Below are 17,838 nucleotides of genomic sequence, written 5' to 3' on the forward strand. Positions count from 1 at the left end.
CAACTTCAGAAAACGCTTGCTGGCTGTCGATCAGGACGGATCACCATGAACCTCCACGTCCGCTGGCACCAGTCAGCCATCGACGCGCACCGCAGGACGACGCCATCCAAACCCGAGCAGTTTCGTGGTTGTTGTTACTGGATCGGCATTCAATGGCTTCAATTTCACAGGAATCCCGAGATCCAAGCAGTAGAAGCTGGATGGAGATCGATAGGTTGCCCGTCAGGAACAGGTTCAGTTGTGAGCGGCAGTTCAGTTCAACCCGCCCAAACCATCACTCCACCCACAGTTCATGGCGCCTGGCAGTTGTTGAGCTACAGCGTCGAAGAACAATCCAATGGCAACACCTTTGCGCCAATGGGCGATCACCCCACCGGATATGTGATCTTCACACCGGAAGGACGTCTCTCCTTCATGCTCTCGGCCGAAGGACGGCAACCAGGCGCCAGCGCCGAGGAGCGCTCATCTCTGCTGAGCAACATGATTGCCTACACCGGTATTTATCGCCTGGAGGGTGATCGCTGGATCACCAACGTGGATGTGGCCTGGAACCCCGAGTGGGTTGGCACCGAACAGACCCGATTTTTCTCAATCGACGGTGATCTGCTCACGGTGCGCACCCCTTGGAGGGTGATGCCCAACTGGCCCGAAAAAGGGCTGACCCGCAGCATCGTTCGCTTTCAACGCTGCCGCTGACGCCCTTAAGCCACAGCTTTCAAGCCACCGTGTCACCCTTCTGCCCACCACAGACATGGCGAGGTTGGTATCCCTGCTGTTCGGCCAGATAACGGAGATAGACGATCTGATGACGATCCGGCATCCCGACGGCGGCAATCAGACCCAACGGACCGAACAACAGGCCAGCCAACAACCAGCGGTTGCTGTTGCGTGCCTTCTGGGCGGCAACAGTTTTGGACAAACCAGCGCTGATCAAATGGGAGAACAGCACCATGACCAGGAACTTGAGATCCACGAAGTTGGCGCAGCACACACCTTCAGGTAGCCAGCACCTGCAGCACTGTCAGCCCTAAAACAGCCATTCCCCCACTGCTGCGATGACGACCACTCCCCTCCCCAGCACGGGCGCCGTAAGCGGACTGGGTGAAACCCTGGCGTTCTTCACTCAAGCTGACTTCGCCCAACGACGGTTCCAGGCGTACGGGGATGTATTCGAAACCAAGCTGCTGGCCCAGCGCATGGTGTTCATCCGTGGTGAACGGGCCATCGCCGACCTGCTGGGCCAGGGCGATGCCCTAGAGGGTTGGTGGCCCGACAGTGTGCAGCAACTGCTGGGCAGCAAGTCGCTGGCCAACCGCAGTGGTACTGGCCACAAAGCCCGCCGGCGGGTGGTGGGACAACTGTTCTCCAGTGCTGCTCTGGCGCGCTACACCCCTTCGATTCAGCAGTTGGTGGAAGAGCTGTGCCAGGAGCTGGTCACCACCGAGAAGCCTTTGCCGCTGGCGGCGCGGATGCGCCGCTTCGCCTTTGCGGTGATTGCCACCACGGTGCTGGGGCTGGATGGCGCCAGTCGTGATGCCCTGTTCGCCGACTTCGAGATCTGGACCCGGGCCCTGTTCTCGATTCCGCTGGCGATCCCGGGAACACCATTCGCCAAAGCCATGGCCGCACGCCAACGTCTGTTGCAGCGGATCAAGGCTGAGCTGCAACGGGGCAGCAAGGCAGGGGGCCTTGATCTCCTGAGTGGCGGACTGGATGAAACCGGCATCCCCCTGGACGATGACGACCTGGCCGAGCAACTGCTGCTGCTGCTGTTCGCCGGCTACGAAACCACCGCATCGTCACTGAGCTGCCTGTTTCGAGCGCTGCTACTGAACCCGGAGATCGAGACCTGGTTGCGGGAGGGACTAGCTGAAAGCGTGACGTCGCCGCGGCTGGATGCCACGGTGTTGGAAGTGATGCGGCTGACGCCTCCGGTGGGAGGGTTCTTCCGGCGCAGCCTGGCCCCAATCACCCTGGCGGGGGTGTCCATTCCGCAGGGCAGCGTGGTTCAGGTGGTGCTGAGTCCGGCATCCGACAGCGATAACGCCGACCTTGCGGCATTCCGGCCACAACGGCACCTGGATGGATCTTTTGGGCAAACGTTGTTGCCCTTCGGCGGCGGCGAGCGGGTCTGCCTTGGCAAGGCCCTCGCGGAACTGGAGATCCGCTTAATGACGGTTGGCTTGCTCCAGGCGGTGGAGCTGCAGCTGCAGCCAGATCAAGACCTGGCGCTGCAGCTGATTCCCAGCCCCACCCCGAAGGACGGCCTGCTGGTTCAGGCGGCAGCGCGGTGACGACGGCGGCCCAGAGGTTCGATCCAATCCACCAACACCTCCTGGTGGCGCAACATCGGCTCCGGCAGGCGGCAGCCGAGGTTGATCTCTCCTTGATCCATCAGGCGACCCAGCCGGATCGCAGCGGCCTCCTCCGGACGGTCAAAACTGCTCTGATGCGAGGTCAGCCAGCTCACCTCATGCTCGGTAATCACCCCGGTGGACAGGCTCTCGAGGAAGATTTCTCCAACAGTCATGAGAGTCGTGTAACGAATTTGTTACATCCTGGCGCGCCTGGCCAGAAGTCGCGACTCCGATCAGCTCAAGCCAACCACTGGTCGGCATCCATCACCTTCTTCATCAGGAGACCGAGGCGCTTGAACTCAGCGAAGTTCACATCCTTCACCGCCTGATCGAGGCCGCAGTCGACCCAGGCACCATTGCGCTTCTCCTCAATGGTGAAGTCCTGCTCGAGGCTGTCGCGGCGGATCCGATAGGTGATGCCGTCCTCGTGGAGGAAGTCGGCGGATACCAGCTGGAGCCCCATCAATCGCTCGTGTTAATCCAGCAATGGTGCCGCGAAGGTGTCAGCTACCGCAACAATCCAGCGGGCCGCTGCTGCTGTCACCTGTTCCTTGGTGACGCTGAACTCAAGATCGTGCCCCTGCTCAAGCAGATCGGGAATGATCGTTTGCCAGGCCATACCAGCGGCACTGGCATTGAGATCACCAATCAGCACAAAAGCCTTGGCCGCCCCGGTGACGGCATCGGTGTACTCAGGATTGGCACTCACCTTGCTGCGGTACCAGTCACCCACCTGATCACGCTGGGCCTTGCTGAGGAACGGCGGAGCACCGACGAGATAAGCATCGAGCACGAGCATCGGGCTGGGCACACTTCTGCCGGGGTGCTTGAGCTCGAACCAAGCCTGGCCAATGGAAGCGGCATCGGGCCAATGGCAGAGGATCGCGGCGTCTTGACTGTCGAGAGTCCGCTGGGTTGCCAACTGATCAATTCGCTCAAGCAGGGCAGGCCCAGTGAGCGGCGGTTCACTTCGGGCGTGCTCGGCCCGCACTTCATTGATGGCCTCGGCTACCGCAGCCTCATTGCCGCTGAGCTGCTCAAGAGCGCGCTTGAGATTGGCGTCGGCGTCGGCTGGGCTGGCCAAGGTGCATCAGGCAGGGGCACTAACCAAGATCTCATCTCCGCTTCAGGCGCTGACGGGAAAGAGAAAGGGAGCGACTGCCGAAAGCAAGCCTGGCCAAGAGATCCACTCAAGAATCAAGCAACAGCCCAACGTCACTAACTCCGATGGCGAACGCATGCCATCGGAGCGAGAACAGATCCACTACTGATAATTTTCCACTTGCAAGTTATATCCAGAAACCAAAAGACTTTTATCAAGGCAGGTCTCAAATGGAAATTTTGGCGACGAATACTTGATTAATCGCAGGTGAACATCAACTGGCGCATAGCCATTCTGCAGGCATTGTTGAAAAAATTTCGTCACCGCAACTTCGAGCAATTGCGTTTCAAAGAGAGCAGTCACCTGGCCACTTTCGTGCACCAAGAGCCCGAAGTAATGCATCAAACGATTCAAGAGCGACGAGATCTTACGGAAGAGTGGATCATTTTCAATGAGTATTCATACCCAGGAGCGGTCCAATGGGGGCTGAGGGCCGCGCCAGCGGCTCAACAGCGCCGCCATTAAAAAAGGGCAAGAGAGTTAGCTCTCCTGCCCTCCTTGTTTCTCAGCTCAGTGCTGCAAGCAGCAATGAATCAGAAGCGGCCGTAGTTGAACTTGCCGCCATACATCCGACGGTAAGCAGCGTTGCGGGGGTTGCTGACTGCATTCGTGTAGGAGAAGCCACCACGATCGCTGTCGTCTGAGTAGACGGCAGCAGCAGCAAAGGAACCGAGATCCATGCTGAAGCGCTTCACCAGAGAAGGACCGGTGTACATGGCGTTTTCAGAGCTGGCATTTGCCGGAGTGATTTCGGCCATGCCAACAAAGGTGGAGCAGGAAGCCCGTGCTTCCGACTTGAAACCACGCAGGTAGGGAACCGTGTCAGTTCCGAAGGTTTCGAGATACTCCTCAGAGCGGACGAGGCTGTCGACGAAAGCGTCGAAGCCCTCTTCAGCGATCAGCTGAATACCAGCACTCACTTCCTTCTGATCGATGGGAGGACGCCCCAGCAGGTGCTTGGTGGTGAGCTCGATGCCGCGCATGGGAGACACGGCGTGGAAAAACTTCTGCTTATAGAGCTCAGATTTGACCAGGCCGGCCATGAAGCCCTGCACATTGATGCGGCCATCACAGAGGAAAGCCTCTAGTGAGACAAGACGCTGGTTGGAGGAGATGCCGATGTTGCCGAACACCTGCTTGTAACCCGCGGTGATGGCAGCTTCCAGAGCCTGGCTGCCCGTTGAGGCATAGGAGTGGTTGATCGCGGAGAAGGGGCACTCCTCATGGATCCGAGGGCCCATACCAATGCCCATGGCGGCGCATTGGTTTTGCTTGTACTCAGCAGGTGTGGATGCCGCCTTGCGCTTGTTGGAGCTGGCACTTTTGGTTGCGTCCACGGAGTTCGCAAAGGCGAAGGACACCCGCTGTTCGTGGGTGAAATCCCGCTTGTACTTCAGGGCTGGCATCCGAGGAAACAGTGAAATCAGATCAAAGATATGGCGATCTCTTAATGGATGGAGATGAACTTAGTAATAGTTAAAAGCTGAGTTGCTCGCCCCAATGGCGTTGGCTGACTCACCCCACAACGAAGGGCTGGTCTCGCTCAAAACGCAGCGTAGCCAAGGGCTCTTGATCAACCGCAGACAACGGTTGAAATTGAATTTCAACCGCCGTTGCAGTAACGAACAGCCTCGGACGGAGAGCTGCCCTCTGCCACGACAGCCTCAACGCAGCCATTGAACAAACGGCTTTCCTGCTTCAGGGCACAAAAACCGAAGGCAATGGCCGCCAACGACACGGCTGAAACAACGGTGGCGGAGATCTGAATCACGCCATAGGCGAGCATTGCCCGCTTCTTGCCGCTGCAGGACTGCTGTTTGGTGGTTTCCTCGGACATCACAAAAAAGCAACGCTGAGACCCTATGGATCCAGCGACAGCGACCGAAGCGGGATGACGACCGTGATCACCGAACAGGCTTGCCCCAGGGAATCAGCCGAGGGGATCGATCAAGCCATAAAGCAGTGCCATCACCGCCAGCTGGGTGCGATCAGCAGCACCAAGTTTGTCTTTGGCATTCATCACATGGGTCTTCACCGTTTCCACCGAGATGCCGAGGCTGCTGCCAACCCCCTGGTTGGTGAGACCTCGGGCCACCCCCGCCACCACCTCCAGCTCCCGCTCGGTGAGGTCTTCAATCAACGCGGGCAGATTCCGGTTCGGCGCCTGGGCCGCGCCAAGGCTACGAATCTCCTCGGGGAAATACACGCCTCCTTCTGCGAGGGTGTGAAGGGCTTGAACGAAATCACCCTTTCCTGTGCCGAGGCTTGATTTAAAGATCACGGCGTCGGCATAGGCCTCCATCGCCTCCTGCACCACGGCCTGGGTTTCGCGCACCAGCACGATCAGCAGCTGACAGGTGGGCAGCTCCGCTTTCACCCGCCGCAGCAGATTCATGCCGTAGCCGGTCTCCAGATCCGCACTGCAGATCAGCAGGCTCGGCCGGGTGCGCAACACCAACTCGAAGCCCTCCTCCTCGGTGGTGGCGGCACCCACCACGGCACGGCGAATCGGCTCCGCCAGGCAGAGACAGGTGAGGGTGAGACGGTCACCGCAGCAGACCACCACCCGCTGGTTCTGAAAGAACTGCGCCGTCGCTTCGATGGCTTCATGCAACGCACGCGACTCAAGCCGCAGCTCCATCCAAAAACATTCAGATGACCACCTTTTAGCGGCGTTTGGATGGCTCAGCTGCAGAGCCATCGCGACAACTATCCCGACGAACAACACCACGAATGCAGTGGGGATAGCGCTCACGCCCCAATCGCCAGGCCTGGGCGGCATCGGCCACCTGCACCGTTTCGGTCTGCAGCTCGCCCTTGCGCTGAAGGATCAAGTCGTAAACCGGGGGCATGGAGATGGTTGTCGCGCTTCCTTATTCAGCAACAAGTGAATGGATTCCACATCCCTCAGTTGAGGGAGTAATCGAGGCGAGACATTCCCTCAGATGAGGGATAGCTCCAGCAGGCACCGTTGCTGGCTGACACGAGGGCGCTGGCTGCCAAGACTGCTGTCAGGTTGGGAGGCGATGGGATGCACAACGGCATCGGCAACCTCCAGGGCTGAATCGCACAAAGCAACCATCATTGGGAAAGCTCCATCGCGGTGGCCCATGCCCTCACTTGATTTCGATGGCGAGTATGGCCGCACCTATCGCAAGAGCATTCAAGACTCCATTCCCGGCCACGACGTTCTGCACGAGATCGCCAGAGCCGCGATCAAGGCCACAGCAAGCGATGCACAGCAGGTGCTGGTGGTGGGTCCCGGCCCCGGCGATGAAATTCCACACCTTCTCAACGCCTGCGCTGATGCTGAGCTGACGGTGCTCGAGCCCAGTGAGCTGATGCTGGAGCAATGCCGCAAAACCCTTTCGGATCACCCCGGCAGCAGCCGCTGCCGGTTGCTGCCATGCACCCTGAACGCGGCGCTCGACGGCAAACTGAAGGGCGCCCTGTTTGATCTGGTGGTGTGCCACAACGTGCTTCACCTGCTGCACATCGACGAGCAGAACGCGATGATGCGCGAACTGACGCAGTGCACGGCTGATGGTGGTGTGTTGTTGCTGAGCGCCCACAGCGAAGAGGAGGACGGCGAAAGCCAACGCGAGGTGTTCAGTGTGGCCTGGCAACGGCTTGTCGACCGGGGCGTTCCAGACGACAGGCTTGAAAAGATCAGGGACAGCCGCAACAAGGTGGTGTTCTCCCTTGACGCCAGCCGGCTCGCGGCTGTGCTGAACCAAGCCGGTTGGCGGGCACCTCTGCAGCTCTATCAGGGATTGTTCATCCGCCTGTGGCTGTGCCGAGCTGAGGGACAGGCTGAAGCCGCTTTACCGGAGACATAGGCCTGTAGATGCCTCGCCAAGATGTGCACCAAGCGGCGGGCCTGGCGGGAACTCCAGCCCTTGTTGTGGGGCTATCCCATGCAGATGCCAACTCGCCTTCGTGTCAATTGGCACAACACCATTGAGTTGCAGCCAGCAGATTGATGCTGTTGCTTCAAAGCTGTGGGCAGCGGGCTACGACAATCCCTGCTTCAACTCGGTGATCGAGTCACTCGTCGCGTGCCGCGATGGCCGGAAGGATCCTGGCCCGACGCCATGCAGCGCAGCCCCCGACGGGTTCGAAGCTCAGCCAAGGATGTGATCAAAAGCACCGCCCGAGCAGCTATTGACCTGGGCCGCCAGGCAGCACGCCTGGGGATGGAATCAATCAAAAGAACAAGCAACCGATGAATGGAAGCTTGTTGGTGCTGTCTGTTCTGCTGTTTGTTGCAGGCGTGGCCTTGATCAGCCTGGGCTGACTAAGCACAATCACTCAACAAGACAAAACGGATCAATCGACGACCAAAATCAGAAAAAACGAGATCAGTTGATACAGATAACCATCCGGTTTTGCTTGATCGTTAGTTCAGCAAAGCCAGGTTCAAATGGAATTTCTGATTGCTAGCTGCTTCATCTTTCCACTCTCGGCGCTGTGGATTCAATCCCAGGAAGACGAGAACAACGAAGATGAGATGGACTTTCTCTGAGCCAACGACTTGGCCTTCTGGCTCAAGACCTGGATGACGGCAGCGCTGAGCCATTCAATTCCTGGGCCAGGAGATCCTTGGCCAGCATCGTCAGAGCAACACCCATAAGTGCAAGAGCAATACCATGATTTTCGTCTGAAGCAACAGCTACATTCCGGGATAATTCAAGATGTTTTTCCCAGGAAAAATGCATCAGATCTAGACCTGCAAATGCTTTCTAAGGCCATAAGCCTTTGCGATCCGAGTGATTAGCCGCATTCAGAAATGTTCTGTAACGGTGGCAATGTATTGAGCTGATCATAGTTCTCTCTAATCGGTTGCAAACACTACGGTTTCAATTTGCAGCAGGAAAAATTCTGGGTTACTTTCCGGTCTCAAAGCCACAAGCCAATGGAACCGATTGCGTTGACTCTGGGCCAGAAATTTGAAATCGAGAAATTTTCACGCGAGATCGACAACTCAAAGGATCTTCAGGCCCTCCGCAGTATTGCGAAAGATCTTTTGGTGGCCTGGAAACAACAGCAAGCCGCCTCAGACTGGATCATGCGCCAACCGAGAGATCTCTGAAGACAGCCTGTTTCGTTCAAATCAAATGGAGGGCAACCAAATGATCACAACGATCGCGGTGGAAAGAGACGCTCTGCGCCTTTTGCACAGGGCTATTGCTGAGGCCTACGTCAGCTGGCCTGGGGGTGATGCCTACGAACAAGCCCTCCTGTTGGACATGAAGACCAAACTCTATGCAGCATTAATGGACCACCTGTTCGAGTCTGATTCCAATTAAGCCTTGCCCAGCTGAAGCTGTTGATCCAGTCGATGTTGAACCGGCATGGACTGCAGTCACTTCTTTTCTACGAAGCGGTAAAAAAACTCATGTTGAACACGGCGCAATGGCAACAGACTGAATCCGCCCGCGGAGCTGGACATGCAAACCGATCGCTCCCGCCTACGTGAACTCGAGATTCGTGTCGCCAACCCTCAGCACTGGAGTGCGGGCGAAAACGAGATCAATGTTGAAAACCTGAGGCAGTTGCGCTTTCGGATGGATGATCAACTCAAGAAATTACGCCAGCACCATCAACCCTCTCCATAGCAGGCAGCCATGGAGCAGCCCGTGATATCAATCGATGGCGACCCAATCCTGAGGTGATGGTGGTGGTGGATTGGTGTGGCATCAAGGTCAACACTAATTTTTCGACGGCGTCATCAATCAACTGCGGCCAGATCACGACCTGGGCTCAGAGATCCAGCGATCCAAATCATGGTGACGCACAAAAAAGGGATAGTCATCGCCCAGCCGTTGTTAGCCGCAAGCCTGATCAACCAAGCACTCAAGCCATTCCTCTGTGGTCGAATGACGCTGTGTTTTGGATTTAAGGATTGCTGTTGAGCTGGCTCTTCAGCTCGGCAAGACGATTCATAAGTTGCTCATAGCGTCGAATGGAAATTTTGTCTTTGTAATCCTTCAGTGCCAATGCAAGTACGGCAATTTCCTTCTCAACTTTTCGTCTCCTGGTCTCCTTGATCGCTTCTTCCGCTAGGCCCATCAGAAAGTCTCCTCGCGGGGCATAGCCCGGAGGGTCGTCACTTGGCTGGCTTGGATCATGCAAACCGCCAGGATCAATCATCGTCGAGCGCTTTTTCTGCAACGTCAGCCGCCACTAGAAAAACATAAGAAAGTGCATTCATACGACTGGCAAGATCCCTGATCGAGTCAATAATTTCTCTTCTCGACAAACCACTTTCTCGCTGGAGGCGAATAATTTCATGGGTCAAACGAGTCTCGTTGTCTCGACCGTAGCTGTACGCAGTTCCAAAACAATCCTCACTTTTCTCATCATTCCTGCAGGCTTGCGCAAAGTCCGAGGCTATTTTTTGGGAAAAATCTTCAACCTGACTGCTATCCATTATTGTCAAACTGATTTGCTCAAATATAATCGATAAGAGCATGAAGTAGCATTAATTTATCAGGCCAATAATTCAAGCTTCTCACACTTGCTTATAAGTCGATAGCAAAACTTTATGTTTTTTCGTTGAGAACCAAAAAGATCTTCATTGCCTGTCCTTTAAGCAGAGGACAGGCAAAATTCTCTTGCCTTGATGGGACATTGGTCGCAATCCAAGGCCTCCAGAAGCTTCTCTGATGCGGCTTTTTGACTGAGAAGAGCTTCTTTTCTGGAGCATCAAAAAGGTGTGAATGATGTTTCTCAACTGAGATTTCCATCGCCATCCAGGACACTCTGTTCATTCCTTGGCAATCCCAACGGGTTCGCGCTCGATTTGGCCCACCAGTCATGATCGGGCTCGCCATGATCCTGTCGGGGCACCGCTCCGGCAGCACGCGCTTCGCAGAGCTGTCTTCTGTTGCCGTCGCTCCACCCGCTTGCCTCGATACCGCGCCACCCACGAACCAACGGAAAAGCCAGGCGGTGAAGGCTGGCTGGTGAGCCCTGAGCAGCAAAAGGTGGTGCAGTTCAAACCAGACTCTGCCACCGTCCATTCCCAGTGGGTTGCGGTGCACACCTACTGCTGGGTTCCGCCTCGGCCACCGATGCCACAAACCCGGCGACGAATGCTCCGCCACAACGCGATCGAAGCGTGGAACACGATGCTCAAGACAGGCTGGCGGCGCTGTTCCCCCCCCGTGCGCTGGTGAATCTCAATGACGAATGCTGGACCAAAACAACAACTTCCGCCAAGGTTGCGAAAGTCTCGATGAATTGATGACCAACGGATCCGGCACGTGGGTTAACAATCAGCCCCCAGCAGCATTTGAAAAGCTCTGGAGAGGCTTGGCACTGGTGGGAGCCATCCACATTGGAGGGATGCTGATCAACGTCATTTTCCAAATGATGGGAAACAACAGCTTGGATGGCATTCCTGCAAAATTCCTTGGTCTTTGATCAATCCCAGCGCGACAACGCCATAGACATGAGCCCCCGCCTGTACGGGGGTTTCTTTTTGCCCGGTTGAAACGAGACGCCAGAGGGAACGGCAATCAGCGATGCCAGGCAAAAACCCAGCCCTCTCATGCTGAGCAAATTTACTCATTGTTAAGGGAGATTGAGCAGCATTAAGTTCTATACGCATGCACGAGTCGTTCCCGAGGAGTGGGCTCTTTGGGAACCTTTTTTTCGGTAAGTTGTTCCTCAGGACTGCGATGTATCCCGTAGGTGGGCCTGCGGATACATCTCTTCCTATACAGGTTCAGCCCTTGGATTGAAATCCGAGAGGGGTGAGTGAGGGAATTTGATCATTTTTTCCTTCAAAAGCCTTTGCAGCGATGTTTTCATTGACACAAGCAGGAGCGGGCTGCCGCTGATCAGAGCCTTGCTGCTGGCTCTGATGCTCTTGATCTGCCCCCCCACAACAGCAGCACCAATCAGCCGCGATGATCCGGAATCGGCCGACCCCGGCAGCCAGGGCATCTCCAGCGCCAGCGGATCAGCCGTGGTGGTCACCGCCAATCCCCTGGCCAGTGAAGCTGCGCTGAGAAGTCTCAGGGAGGGCGGCACCGCCATCGATGCCCTGGTCACCGCGCAAACGGTGCTGGCCGTGGTGGAACCCCAGAGCTCCGGCCTCGCAGGCGGCGGATTCCTCCTCCACTGGGATGCAAAGCAACGCAACTTGGATGTGCTTGATGGCCGTGAAGTGGCCCCCGAACGCAGCCGGCCAGGCGACCTGCTCGACTCCTCCGGTTCACCTTTGCCCTGGCGGCAGGCCACCGCCAAAGCCAACGCCATCGGCATTCCTGGCACCGTTGCCCTGCTTTGGGAGGCGCACCAAAACCACGGTCGTCTGGCCTGGGCCCACACCTTCCAACCGGCGATCCGCCTGGCCAGCGTTGGCTTTCAACCGAGCCCCCGGCTGCGGCGCTCCATTCGTCTTGCACAGCGTTTCGGTGTGGCCCACAGCCCTGGTTTTCAGGCGCTGTACCTGCCCGGTGGCCAGCCCCCGCCGGCGGATCAAGCGTTCCGCAACAGCGCCCTATCCCAGACCCTGAGGCTGTTGGCCCGTGACGGTGGGCCGGCCTTCTATCAAGGGCCGTTGGCGCAGCAGATCCTCGACGGGATCAATGCCCTGCAGGTCAGCGAACCAGACTTCCGTGGCTGGAGCCCAGCCGATCTGAGCAGCTATGCCGTGCTGGATCGCGCCCCTCTCTGCCGCCAACAGCTTCAACATCAGATCTGCACCATGCCGCCCCCAAGCAGTGGTGGGTTGGCGCTTCTGCAGACCCTCGCCCTGCTGAGCCAGAGCAGCGATCTTCCAGGGTCCAGCGCCGCTGAGCCTGAAATCTGGAGGCAGCTGGGCCGAGCCCAAGCCTGGGCCGATGCTGACCGCCTTTATTGGGTGCGTGACCCGCGCGATGGAGCGGTTCCCACCGTTGGCTTGCTCGATCCGGGGTACATCGCAAAGCGAGCCCAGGCCATGCAGATCGCTGAGGCAACGCAACCCACTCCAGGGCTGCCACCAGGGACGGATCGCTACCCCTTCGGTCTGCCTGGTCAGGGGCAGGAGCAGGGGACCACCCAGATCACGATTGTGGATGCCGGAGGCAATGTTGCCTCCTACACCTCCTCAGTGGAGACAATCTTCGGGAGTCGGCACCTGGTGGCCGGCATGGTGATGAACAATCAGCTCACCGACTTCGCCTTCAGACCCAGCCTTGGAGGCAAACCGGTGGCGAACCGTCGCCTGCCAGGACGGCGACCGATGTCGTCGATGGCGCCCACCCTGGTGTTCCGTCATGGTCAACCGGTGCTGGCCCTCGGCAGCCCTGGCGGTCGGAGCATTCCGCACCTACTCAGCCGAGTGTTGTTGGCATCAATGGTCTGGAACGAGCCGCCAACGCGAGCGGTGGCCCTGCCGCATCTCTCCAGGAGGGGCGAGACGCTGGTGCTGGAAGACGATCCCCCGCTCGCCTGGCCGTTACCGCTGAAGCAGCTGACAACAAAAGGGCCACTGCGTCGTCAGCCCATTGGCAGCGGCACCGCCCTGGTGCAGAAAATCGATGGGGCTTGGCAAGGGGTGGCAGACCCGCGCCGTGAGGGAACGGCCCTGGCCCTGCCATGACCCAGCCAGCGGTCGATCACCACTTGGAGCGAATGTTCGTGAAGCTGGGCACTCCATTGCCCCAGGCACGGGTGATGGCCAGGATCAACGCTCCGATCAAAGCCAAGTTCATCGCGAAACCACTGTCCACCGGAAAGGTGTGAAAGATCAGCGTGGTGGGCACCAGGAACAGCAGCAGCAGGGAAGCCCCCAGCACCGTATTGCTGCCGAAAACCAGCAGGATCGATCCGGCGATCAACACCACAATTGCCGCCACCAGCAGAACCGATGCCAGCGGCTCAGGAATGCCCTTGGAGGCAATGAAGCCTGCTGTTTCAGCGAAGTTGCTGAACTTCCCCGGCAATGCATTCACAAACACGGCCGCCATCAGCACCCGGCCGAGAAAGTCGAACAGCTTCGAAGCAGTCATGGTCAGCAAAAGCCCGCAAGGGCACGTGAGTCATGGGAATCACCCTAGGGAGCAACTGTTCATTCTGAACAGCCATAAAAAACCCCTGAGGGTCGCGCCTCAGGGTTGGTCCCCTCATGAACATCTGTCCGGGTCGAGCGTCGCTCAGAAGGTTGCAACACAGGGAGAGGAGAACCGCCCGCAACGGTTCGGATCTCCCCTTCCCCAAGCCGAAACAGACGGCCAAGAGCCCATCACGACAGGATCGGCGACCGACAGGTCGACGTATCCCATGACAGGGGGATGGAGATCCGGTTGCAGACGCAGTAAGACGGGTGCATTCACGGCAAAGCCATGAAGCTCGACCTGGCTCACGCGCAACCGATGGGACATCTCATCGTTGAGGGAAACCACAGACCATTTCACGCTCTTGCCTGTGCGCTACGGCCAACAACACTACGGATCGGACGGAAGATCTCAGACCGATGACAGCCAATCCTCAACCTTTTCTCGTTCGCTACAAAACAAACGACGGCAGCCAACACACGCTGCAACTCCAGGCAGCTGATCGCCAAGAGGCGCGCATCGTCGCCATGGAAACAAATGCGTACGTGCGCCGTTATCCAACCAGTGTGGATTCAATTCTCCGGGCCGCCTGACGGCGCCTGAAAATTGTTCGAACACTCAGGTTGCTGCCCCCTCGCCTGACTGTCGATGTTGGAGATCAAACCATTCACGTCATCCGACCTTGACTTTGTGACAGGGCTGGCCCGTGAGCAGGGTTTCGCTCCTGGTGTGGGCGATATCGAGATCTATGCAAACACCGATCGCCAGGGAATCTGGTTGGCTTGGCAAAACAACCAGCCGTTGGGTTGCATCGCCGCGGTGACCTACAACCCCGGCTACGCCTTCATCGGCCTGTTTGTTGTGAAGCAGGACCATCGCGGCCAGGGCATTGGCCATCGCCTCTGGCGACATGCCCTGCAGACCCTCAACAGTGTGGAGTGCATCGGCCTGGAAGCAGCGGTGCAGATGGTTGGCTTCTATGAAAAAGCCGGTTTTCAGAAGGACTGCGTCACCACTCGCCGGCAGATGTTGTGCCTGAGCGATCAATCGAACAACCCGAACACAACCCTGCTCCATCGCAGCGACATCAACGTCGTGTCATTGCGCGACATCTCACTCGAGGCGATTCAGCGTTACGACGAACGCCACGAAATCAGCCCGCGGCCCCATTTCCTTGAACTGTGGCTTCGCCACAAGGCCGGGGAGGTGTTCGTGGCCATGGATAGCAAGGGTGAATGCCATGGCTATGTGCGCATTCGACCCTGCCTCCTCCCGATTGGCGACGGTTGGCGGGTGGGTCCGTGGCTTGCAGAAGACGCCGGGATGGCATCGCTGTTGCTGAACAACGCCATGGACCGCCATAAGGGTGTCGTTCTGATCGACACCCCCGGCCACAACCACTCCGCCAAAACCCTCACAACCGCGAAGGGTTTCAAACCCATGGGATCAACGGTGCGCATGTACAAAGGCGTGATGCCGAAAGGCCACGATCGCAACATTTATGGCCTGGCCTGCCTCGAGCTGGGTTGATCTCCGGGAGCAGACCTGAGGGCACTGATCACTCCACGAGGAATTCACTACGCAACGCCCGCGCATCCTGTAAGCGTTGCCCCATGGCGAGCTGGCGAAGACGTGTGTTCAACCAGGCACGCAGTCGTGTGGATGAGACCGACTTGTTCAGCAGACCATCCGAAAACTCAGGTGTGCCGAAGGGAATGGTCATCAACCGCGGTCGGCGGTTCAGGCTAATCAGATCACGGCCACGGCCTTCCCACTGTCAGCCGATTCAGCCCTGAAAGGCAATGCGTGTTCGTGCTGATTGCCGGGACTCGACCCACCCCCAAGAATGTGTCCATCGAGATCGGAGGCGTCCATGCGTGACGACGGTCCAACCGAGCAGACGTCAGAAGCAAACTGACTTTCAGGCCCCTGCTCCAACAGTTTTCACACCTCTTGTCGGGTGCGCCCTTCGACAGGCCTTGTGCGAAAGGCCAGGCCGATCGGCACTCCATCTGCACCGTGTCAGGTGCCCTAAGGAGCCCCCTTCACCCGACCCCTTGGAACATGGCCCCAGGCGCCACGAGCCAGACGCTTCGACCTTCCTTCAGCCGAAAACCTGATGGAGTGCGTCATGCACAAGCGAGCGATTTAGGCCGCCCGTTCATCGGAACGGGACGGCCACTTCAAGCCTGAACGACACCGTTCAGAACCAGACCCCCGGCCCCTTCCGTCAAAGGGGTCGGGGGTCTGCTGTTGCGAAGCTTGCTTGAGTCAGGCCTTCCGCTTTTGATCCGCCTGCCGCAACTGTTCCCGCAGGATGATCGGGTCGTCACAGTGGGATCGCCGGTACAGCGCCTTGATCTTCCGGGATTCCTCATCGAGCAATTCCAGCTCAACCGCGTCGGCCATGCCCACGGTGAAATCTGCGATCTGGCGGTCTTCAAACTGATTCTCCAAAGCCATCAACTCCTTCAACGAATCACTCATATAGAGGCAACTGGACGCCATCAATTTGAGATTTTCCCGGATTTTTAGATCCGCCTGCTCCCGCACATCCCGCGCTTGTTCGAGCGTCGCAATCAAATCACTACTCGCCGACTCCTCGCTCATTGCAGCAAAGACCGGTGAAGCTGTTGCGCAACCCAGCACCAACACCAACAGCAACGCCAGAACGGATTGCAGAACCCTCATCCGAACCTCGAAAGACACGTCACGATAAAGAAGCTGACCCTGGGAGCCACCCCTCGAATGGGGGAGACGTCGCCTGGGATCAGTGCAGACAACCACTCAAATGGGTGATGTGTTGCGATCACATGTTCGCGATGCTTTGGGGAACAAGACGAGACCAGACGCAGCAAAAGACCATGACAAGCACAACGGCCAAAGCACAACTGCTCGAGCTGCTCACCGAACCCATCAAGGGTTGCAGGGGGCTTTACGCCCATCGGCAAGACCTGATGCAACGCGTGATGCGAATGCCAGACCTGGAAGTGCGGGATCACCTTGTTCGACTCAAGGCCAGTCACTTCCCAGGCACCTGAGGCCCACGAAGGCACAGGCCTGAATCCTCAAGAAACACTGAGGGAGGCAAAGAAAAGCAAACCCGTATCAGATGTCGCAGTCAAGCCCAATCCAGGATCCGTAGGACGGTTTTGCCTCAAGCGTCGTCCCATGGCCGAGCCTCTGCATCTGCCGTACTCCGTTCAAGGCAACGGAACAGTCGAATCCATTGGGCATCACTTCTACCGAGTCTGCGGCCCGGCAGGATGCACCGTCGTGATGGGACTCAGCAATGCCCTGTATCTGAGCCGAAACGTTCCGGCAGTTGGGCGTAACAGCGGCTCGCGCAGGCGACTGAACTAGATCTTGCGCAAAGCGATACCACTCACAGCAGGGCCATAAGTGCAACCGGATCCGCAGCATGAATAAGAAAGAAACACTGCATCCTTTGGCAGTGGTCGTTATGTTGGGATCCCCCATCACCCGGCCCGCTGCTTTGGCGGGCTTTTTTGTGATTAGACCCCAGACAAAGGCCTAGGTGAGCTGAACTGCAGGCCAGCCACAAAAAAGGGAGGGTTCCCTAGTCCCTCCCCTTGTTCGACGCAGATTCCCCCTGTTCTGAGCTGGGGGTCACCCTTTCAGTGTGTATCGTCAAGAACCAATTGACATCGGTGCTTTCACCTAGGGGGCAGACAAACGCATCACCCCCATCAATCCAAACAGCCCCCACTGGCGGGCCAAGTTGGCTGCCCAAGACACAAAACCTGCTCAGGGATCCAGAACACCGGCATCGAGATTGCAATCGGGATTGAGCTTGATCAGCATCCAGAGCAACATGGCCGAACAATCACGATCACTGACGCCGAAATCGTATTTCCAGTCAGTCACCATAGAGGTGAGCTCATGTTGAGCCTGGGAAACAAATTCATCATTCCATTCCTGCACGAATTACCCCCAAAACTTCAGGTCAGGCGTTGCATTCACTCCTCTTCGAAATCCTCTTCTTTCACATAGAAGGGCTCATCCACACCGGGCTCATCGTTCTCCAGAACTAGAACCTTTAAGGAGTCATCACTTTCAAAAATAAAAAGGCCATCCTCGTCAGGATGCACGCCCTTCATTTCGGGATGCTGATTGACCAGGCGATCGAGACGACGGTTCTCCTTCCAGAATTTGAAGCCTTTTTCAAACAGATAAACGATCAGAGCCAAGTTCACCAGCACGAGGGCGAGGAACTCCAAGGCCTGCATAGGTCAAAACCGAGTTC

General features: G+C 57.4%; 32 protein-coding genes. 13 read left to right on the forward strand and 19 right to left on the reverse strand.

From position 1 onward, the window contains the following. Positions 1 to 240: 240 nt before the first annotated feature. Positions 241 to 696 carry a lipocalin-like domain-containing protein gene (locus DXY30_RS07560; RefSeq protein ID WP_115094125.1) on the forward strand — a complete coding sequence of 152 codons (456 nt, stop codon included), beginning with the start codon at positions 241 to 243 and terminating at the stop codon, positions 694 to 696. A 19-nt stretch (positions 697 to 715) separates the two neighbouring features. On the opposite strand, the gene DXY30_RS07565 is transcribed toward DXY30_RS07560, so the two are convergent. Further along, entirely contained in the window at positions 716 to 973 is a 258-nt protein-coding gene (locus DXY30_RS07565) for a hypothetical protein (RefSeq protein ID WP_244281324.1), read from the reverse strand. Between the two features lie 82 nt (positions 974 to 1,055). On the opposite strand from DXY30_RS07565, the gene DXY30_RS07570 reads away from it, so the two are divergent. Beyond that, entirely contained in the window at positions 1,056 to 2,294 is a 1,239-nt protein-coding gene (locus tag DXY30_RS07570; protein ID WP_115094126.1) for a cytochrome P450, read from the forward strand. Here DXY30_RS07570 and DXY30_RS07575 read toward each other — a convergent pair. The 9 genes from DXY30_RS07575 to DXY30_RS14120 all read right to left on the reverse strand — a co-directional run bounded on the left by DXY30_RS07575 (position 2,276) and on the right by DXY30_RS14120 (position 6,631). Further along, positions 2,276 to 2,530 (reverse strand): hypothetical protein, encoded by a 255-nt coding sequence (locus DXY30_RS07575; RefSeq protein ID WP_115094127.1) that lies wholly within the window; start codon positions 2,528 to 2,530, stop codon positions 2,276 to 2,278. The genes DXY30_RS07570 and DXY30_RS07575 overlap by 19 nt on opposite strands. 65 nt (positions 2,531 to 2,595) lie before the next feature. Next, the gene (locus tag DXY30_RS07580; protein ID WP_115094128.1) at positions 2,596 to 2,820 is read right to left on the reverse strand and encodes a hypothetical protein; all 225 of its coding nucleotides are present in this window, start codon (positions 2,818 to 2,820) and stop codon (positions 2,596 to 2,598) included. 12 nt (positions 2,821 to 2,832) lie between these two features. Next, positions 2,833 to 3,441 (reverse strand): hypothetical protein, encoded by a 609-nt coding sequence (locus DXY30_RS07585; RefSeq protein ID WP_115094129.1) that lies wholly within the window; start codon positions 3,439 to 3,441, stop codon positions 2,833 to 2,835. Between the two features lie 180 nt (positions 3,442 to 3,621). Next, on the reverse strand, positions 3,622 to 3,861 hold the full coding sequence (locus DXY30_RS07595; RefSeq protein WP_115094283.1) for a hypothetical protein: 240 nt from the start codon (positions 3,859 to 3,861) through the stop codon (positions 3,622 to 3,624). 191 nt (positions 3,862 to 4,052) lie between these two features. Continuing rightward, positions 4,053 to 4,925 carry a phycobilisome rod-core linker polypeptide gene (locus tag DXY30_RS07600; RefSeq protein WP_115094131.1) on the reverse strand — a complete coding sequence of 291 codons (873 nt, stop codon included), beginning with the start codon at positions 4,923 to 4,925 and terminating at the stop codon, positions 4,053 to 4,055. Positions 4,926 to 5,122: 197 nt separating this feature from the next. Next, positions 5,123 to 5,356 (reverse strand): hypothetical protein, encoded by a 234-nt coding sequence (locus DXY30_RS07605; RefSeq protein ID WP_115094132.1) that lies wholly within the window; start codon positions 5,354 to 5,356, stop codon positions 5,123 to 5,125. 93 nt (positions 5,357 to 5,449) lie between these two features. Beyond that, positions 5,450 to 6,160, reverse strand: a complete 711-nt coding sequence (locus DXY30_RS07610; protein WP_115094133.1) for a response regulator transcription factor — start codon at positions 6,158 to 6,160, stop codon at positions 5,450 to 5,452. A gap of 25 nt (positions 6,161 to 6,185) precedes the next feature. Beyond that, positions 6,186 to 6,371: a hypothetical protein gene (locus DXY30_RS07615; protein WP_115094134.1), complete on the reverse strand. Its 186-nt coding sequence runs from the start codon at positions 6,369 to 6,371 to the stop codon at positions 6,186 to 6,188. Positions 6,372 to 6,460: 89 nt separating this feature from the next. After that, positions 6,461 to 6,631, reverse strand: a complete 171-nt coding sequence (locus DXY30_RS14120) for a hypothetical protein (RefSeq protein WP_170951188.1) — start codon at positions 6,629 to 6,631, stop codon at positions 6,461 to 6,463. Here DXY30_RS14120 and DXY30_RS07620 point away from each other — a divergent pair. Then, the gene (locus DXY30_RS07620) at positions 6,630 to 7,358 is read left to right on the forward strand and encodes a class I SAM-dependent methyltransferase (RefSeq protein ID WP_170951189.1); all 729 of its coding nucleotides are present in this window, start codon (positions 6,630 to 6,632) and stop codon (positions 7,356 to 7,358) included. The two genes, DXY30_RS14120 and DXY30_RS07620, sit on opposite strands and share 2 nt — an antisense overlap. Positions 7,359 to 8,066: 708 nt before the next feature. Here the strand turns inward: DXY30_RS07620 and DXY30_RS14125 are convergent. Beyond that, on the reverse strand, positions 8,067 to 8,237 hold the full coding sequence (locus DXY30_RS14125; RefSeq protein ID WP_170951190.1) for a hypothetical protein: 171 nt from the start codon (positions 8,235 to 8,237) through the stop codon (positions 8,067 to 8,069). Between the two features lie 197 nt (positions 8,238 to 8,434). Here DXY30_RS14125 and DXY30_RS14130 point away from each other — a divergent pair, with 197 nt between their 5' ends. The 3 genes from DXY30_RS14130 to DXY30_RS14140 all read left to right on the forward strand — a co-directional run bounded on the left by DXY30_RS14130 (position 8,435) and on the right by DXY30_RS14140 (position 9,137). After that, positions 8,435 to 8,611 carry a hypothetical protein gene (locus DXY30_RS14130; RefSeq protein WP_166017045.1) on the forward strand — a complete coding sequence of 59 codons (177 nt, stop codon included), beginning with the start codon at positions 8,435 to 8,437 and terminating at the stop codon, positions 8,609 to 8,611. Between the two features lie 40 nt (positions 8,612 to 8,651). Continuing rightward, a complete protein-coding gene (locus DXY30_RS14135) occupies positions 8,652 to 8,828 on the forward strand; it encodes a hypothetical protein (RefSeq protein WP_170951191.1) in 177 nt (58 codons plus the stop codon). A 141-nt stretch (positions 8,829 to 8,969) separates the two neighbouring features. Beyond that, the gene (locus DXY30_RS14140; protein ID WP_170951192.1) at positions 8,970 to 9,137 is read left to right on the forward strand and encodes a hypothetical protein; all 168 of its coding nucleotides are present in this window, start codon (positions 8,970 to 8,972) and stop codon (positions 9,135 to 9,137) included. Positions 9,138 to 9,417: 280 nt separating this feature from the next. Here DXY30_RS14140 and DXY30_RS07635 read toward each other — a convergent pair whose 3' ends face one another. The 3 genes from DXY30_RS07635 to DXY30_RS14310 all read right to left on the reverse strand — a co-directional run bounded on the left by DXY30_RS07635 (position 9,418) and on the right by DXY30_RS14310 (position 10,274). After that, entirely contained in the window at positions 9,418 to 9,672 is a 255-nt protein-coding gene (locus DXY30_RS07635; RefSeq protein WP_115094138.1) for a hypothetical protein, read from the reverse strand. After that, complete coding sequence (locus DXY30_RS07640) at positions 9,665 to 9,952, reverse strand: hypothetical protein (protein ID WP_115094284.1); 288 nt, start codon at positions 9,950 to 9,952, stop codon at positions 9,665 to 9,667. The genes DXY30_RS07635 and DXY30_RS07640 overlap by 8 nt, the downstream gene beginning before the upstream one ends. A 112-nt stretch (positions 9,953 to 10,064) precedes the next feature. Continuing rightward, on the reverse strand, positions 10,065 to 10,274 hold the full coding sequence (locus DXY30_RS14310; RefSeq protein ID WP_115094139.1) for a hypothetical protein: 210 nt from the start codon (positions 10,272 to 10,274) through the stop codon (positions 10,065 to 10,067). A 21-nt stretch (positions 10,275 to 10,295) separates the two neighbouring features. Here DXY30_RS14310 and DXY30_RS07650 point away from each other — a divergent pair, with 21 nt between their 5' ends. The 3 genes from DXY30_RS07650 (at position 10,296) to DXY30_RS07660 (ending at position 13,117) form a co-directional block, all read left to right on the forward strand. Next, on the forward strand, positions 10,296 to 10,700 hold the full coding sequence (locus DXY30_RS07650; protein ID WP_371638725.1) for a DUF1651 domain-containing protein: 405 nt from the start codon (positions 10,296 to 10,298) through the stop codon (positions 10,698 to 10,700). A 13-nt stretch (positions 10,701 to 10,713) separates the two neighbouring features. After that, on the forward strand, positions 10,714 to 10,947 hold the full coding sequence (locus tag DXY30_RS07655; protein WP_115094140.1) for a hypothetical protein: 234 nt from the start codon (positions 10,714 to 10,716) through the stop codon (positions 10,945 to 10,947). Between the two features lie 442 nt (positions 10,948 to 11,389). Beyond that, positions 11,390 to 13,117, forward strand: coding sequence for a gamma-glutamyltransferase family protein (locus tag DXY30_RS07660; protein ID WP_115094289.1), 1,728 nt, complete (start codon positions 11,390 to 11,392; stop codon positions 13,115 to 13,117). A 16-nt stretch (positions 13,118 to 13,133) separates the two neighbouring features. On the opposite strand, the gene DXY30_RS07665 is transcribed toward DXY30_RS07660, so the two are convergent. Beyond that, positions 13,134 to 13,526: a DoxX family protein gene (locus tag DXY30_RS07665; RefSeq protein ID WP_115094291.1), complete on the reverse strand. Its 393-nt coding sequence runs from the start codon at positions 13,524 to 13,526 to the stop codon at positions 13,134 to 13,136. A gap of 144 nt (positions 13,527 to 13,670) precedes the next feature. Further along, complete coding sequence (locus DXY30_RS13605) at positions 13,671 to 13,898, reverse strand: hypothetical protein (protein ID WP_170951193.1); 228 nt, start codon at positions 13,896 to 13,898, stop codon at positions 13,671 to 13,673. 92 nt (positions 13,899 to 13,990) lie between these two features. On the opposite strand from DXY30_RS13605, the gene DXY30_RS14145 reads away from it, so the two are divergent. Further along, positions 13,991 to 14,164: a hypothetical protein gene (locus DXY30_RS14145; RefSeq protein WP_170951194.1), complete on the forward strand. Its 174-nt coding sequence runs from the start codon at positions 13,991 to 13,993 to the stop codon at positions 14,162 to 14,164. Positions 14,165 to 14,261: 97 nt separating this feature from the next. Continuing rightward, positions 14,262 to 15,101, forward strand: a complete 840-nt coding sequence (locus DXY30_RS07670) for a GNAT family N-acetyltransferase (protein ID WP_244281325.1) — start codon at positions 14,262 to 14,264, stop codon at positions 15,099 to 15,101. Between the two features lie 28 nt (positions 15,102 to 15,129). On the opposite strand, the gene DXY30_RS14150 is transcribed toward DXY30_RS07670, so the two are convergent. Both DXY30_RS14150 and DXY30_RS07680 read right to left on the reverse strand, forming a co-directional pair. Next, positions 15,130 to 15,294 carry a hypothetical protein gene (locus DXY30_RS14150; RefSeq protein WP_170951195.1) on the reverse strand — a complete coding sequence of 55 codons (165 nt, stop codon included), beginning with the start codon at positions 15,292 to 15,294 and terminating at the stop codon, positions 15,130 to 15,132. Between the two features lie 548 nt (positions 15,295 to 15,842). Further along, positions 15,843 to 16,262: a hypothetical protein gene (locus DXY30_RS07680; RefSeq protein ID WP_115094143.1), complete on the reverse strand. Its 420-nt coding sequence runs from the start codon at positions 16,260 to 16,262 to the stop codon at positions 15,843 to 15,845. Positions 16,263 to 16,435: 173 nt separating this feature from the next. Between DXY30_RS07680 and DXY30_RS14155 the strand changes: the two genes are divergently transcribed. Together DXY30_RS14155 and DXY30_RS13610 are read left to right on the forward strand one after the other, a co-directional pair. Then, entirely contained in the window at positions 16,436 to 16,612 is a 177-nt protein-coding gene (locus DXY30_RS14155; RefSeq protein ID WP_166017056.1) for a hypothetical protein, read from the forward strand. Positions 16,613 to 16,742: 130 nt separating this feature from the next. Beyond that, a complete protein-coding gene (locus tag DXY30_RS13610) occupies positions 16,743 to 16,934 on the forward strand; it encodes a hypothetical protein (RefSeq protein WP_137006817.1) in 192 nt (63 codons plus the stop codon). A gap of 617 nt (positions 16,935 to 17,551) precedes the next feature. On the opposite strand, the gene DXY30_RS07690 is transcribed toward DXY30_RS13610, so the two are convergent. Beyond that, a complete protein-coding gene (locus tag DXY30_RS07690) occupies positions 17,552 to 17,821 on the reverse strand; it encodes a hypothetical protein (protein WP_115094145.1) in 270 nt (89 codons plus the stop codon). Positions 17,822 to 17,838 lie beyond the last annotated feature (17 nt).

The organism is Synechococcus sp. UW106, from assembly GCF_900474015.1.
Classification (GTDB): Bacteria; Cyanobacteriota; Cyanobacteriia; order PCC-6307; family Cyanobiaceae; genus Parasynechococcus.

Bases quoted from the DNA above. Each gene is read 5' to 3' on its own strand.
- DXY30_RS07570 (WP_115094126.1), top strand. From the start codon at position 1,056: ATGACGACCACTCCCCTCCCCAGCACGGGCGCCGTAAGCGGACTGGGT.
- DXY30_RS07575 (WP_115094127.1), bottom strand. From the start codon at position 2,530: ATGACTGTTGGAGAAATCTTCCTCGAGAGCCTGTCCACCGGGGTGATT.
- DXY30_RS07580 (WP_115094128.1), bottom strand. From the start codon at position 2,820: ATGGGGCTCCAGCTGGTATCCGCCGACTTCCTCCACGAGGACGGCATC.
- DXY30_RS07595 (WP_115094283.1), bottom strand. From the start codon at position 3,861: ATGCATTACTTCGGGCTCTTGGTGCACGAAAGTGGCCAGGTGACTGCT.
- DXY30_RS07600 (WP_115094131.1), bottom strand. From the start codon at position 4,925: ATGCCAGCCCTGAAGTACAAGCGGGATTTCACCCACGAACAGCGGGTG.
- DXY30_RS07605 (WP_115094132.1), bottom strand. From the start codon at position 5,356: ATGTCCGAGGAAACCACCAAACAGCAGTCCTGCAGCGGCAAGAAGCGG.
- DXY30_RS07610 (WP_115094133.1), bottom strand. From the start codon at position 6,160: ATGGAGCTGCGGCTTGAGTCGCGTGCGTTGCATGAAGCCATCGAAGCG.
- DXY30_RS07615 (WP_115094134.1), bottom strand. From the start codon at position 6,371: ATGCCCCCGGTTTACGACTTGATCCTTCAGCGCAAGGGCGAGCTGCAG.
- DXY30_RS07620 (WP_170951189.1), top strand. From the start codon at position 6,630: ATGCCCTCACTTGATTTCGATGGCGAGTATGGCCGCACCTATCGCAAG.
- DXY30_RS14120 (WP_170951188.1), bottom strand. From the start codon at position 6,631: ATGGGCCACCGCGATGGAGCTTTCCCAATGATGGTTGCTTTGTGCGAT.
- DXY30_RS14125 (WP_170951190.1), bottom strand. From the start codon at position 8,237: ATGCATTTTTCCTGGGAAAAACATCTTGAATTATCCCGGAATGTAGCT.
- DXY30_RS14130 (WP_166017045.1), top strand. From the start codon at position 8,435: ATGGAACCGATTGCGTTGACTCTGGGCCAGAAATTTGAAATCGAGAAA.
- DXY30_RS14135 (WP_170951191.1), top strand. From the start codon at position 8,652: ATGATCACAACGATCGCGGTGGAAAGAGACGCTCTGCGCCTTTTGCAC.
- DXY30_RS14140 (WP_170951192.1), top strand. From the start codon at position 8,970: ATGCAAACCGATCGCTCCCGCCTACGTGAACTCGAGATTCGTGTCGCC.
- DXY30_RS07635 (WP_115094138.1), bottom strand. From the start codon at position 9,672: ATGATTGATCCTGGCGGTTTGCATGATCCAAGCCAGCCAAGTGACGAC.
- DXY30_RS07640 (WP_115094284.1), bottom strand. From the start codon at position 9,952: ATGGATAGCAGTCAGGTTGAAGATTTTTCCCAAAAAATAGCCTCGGAC.
- DXY30_RS14310 (WP_115094139.1), bottom strand. From the start codon at position 10,274: ATGGCGATGGAAATCTCAGTTGAGAAACATCATTCACACCTTTTTGAT.
- DXY30_RS07655 (WP_115094140.1), top strand. From the start codon at position 10,714: ATGCTGGACCAAAACAACAACTTCCGCCAAGGTTGCGAAAGTCTCGAT.
- DXY30_RS07660 (WP_115094289.1), top strand. From the start codon at position 11,390: ATGCTCTTGATCTGCCCCCCCACAACAGCAGCACCAATCAGCCGCGAT.
- DXY30_RS07665 (WP_115094291.1), bottom strand. From the start codon at position 13,526: ATGACTGCTTCGAAGCTGTTCGACTTTCTCGGCCGGGTGCTGATGGCG.
- DXY30_RS13605 (WP_170951193.1), bottom strand. From the start codon at position 13,898: ATGTCCCATCGGTTGCGCGTGAGCCAGGTCGAGCTTCATGGCTTTGCC.
- DXY30_RS14145 (WP_170951194.1), top strand. From the start codon at position 13,991: ATGACAGCCAATCCTCAACCTTTTCTCGTTCGCTACAAAACAAACGAC.
- DXY30_RS14150 (WP_170951195.1), bottom strand. From the start codon at position 15,294: ATGACCATTCCCTTCGGCACACCTGAGTTTTCGGATGGTCTGCTGAAC.
- DXY30_RS07680 (WP_115094143.1), bottom strand. From the start codon at position 16,262: ATGAGGGTTCTGCAATCCGTTCTGGCGTTGCTGTTGGTGTTGGTGCTG.
- DXY30_RS14155 (WP_166017056.1), top strand. From the start codon at position 16,436: ATGACAAGCACAACGGCCAAAGCACAACTGCTCGAGCTGCTCACCGAA.
- DXY30_RS13610 (WP_137006817.1), top strand. From the start codon at position 16,743: ATGGCCGAGCCTCTGCATCTGCCGTACTCCGTTCAAGGCAACGGAACA.
- DXY30_RS07690 (WP_115094145.1), bottom strand. From the start codon at position 17,821: ATGCAGGCCTTGGAGTTCCTCGCCCTCGTGCTGGTGAACTTGGCTCTG.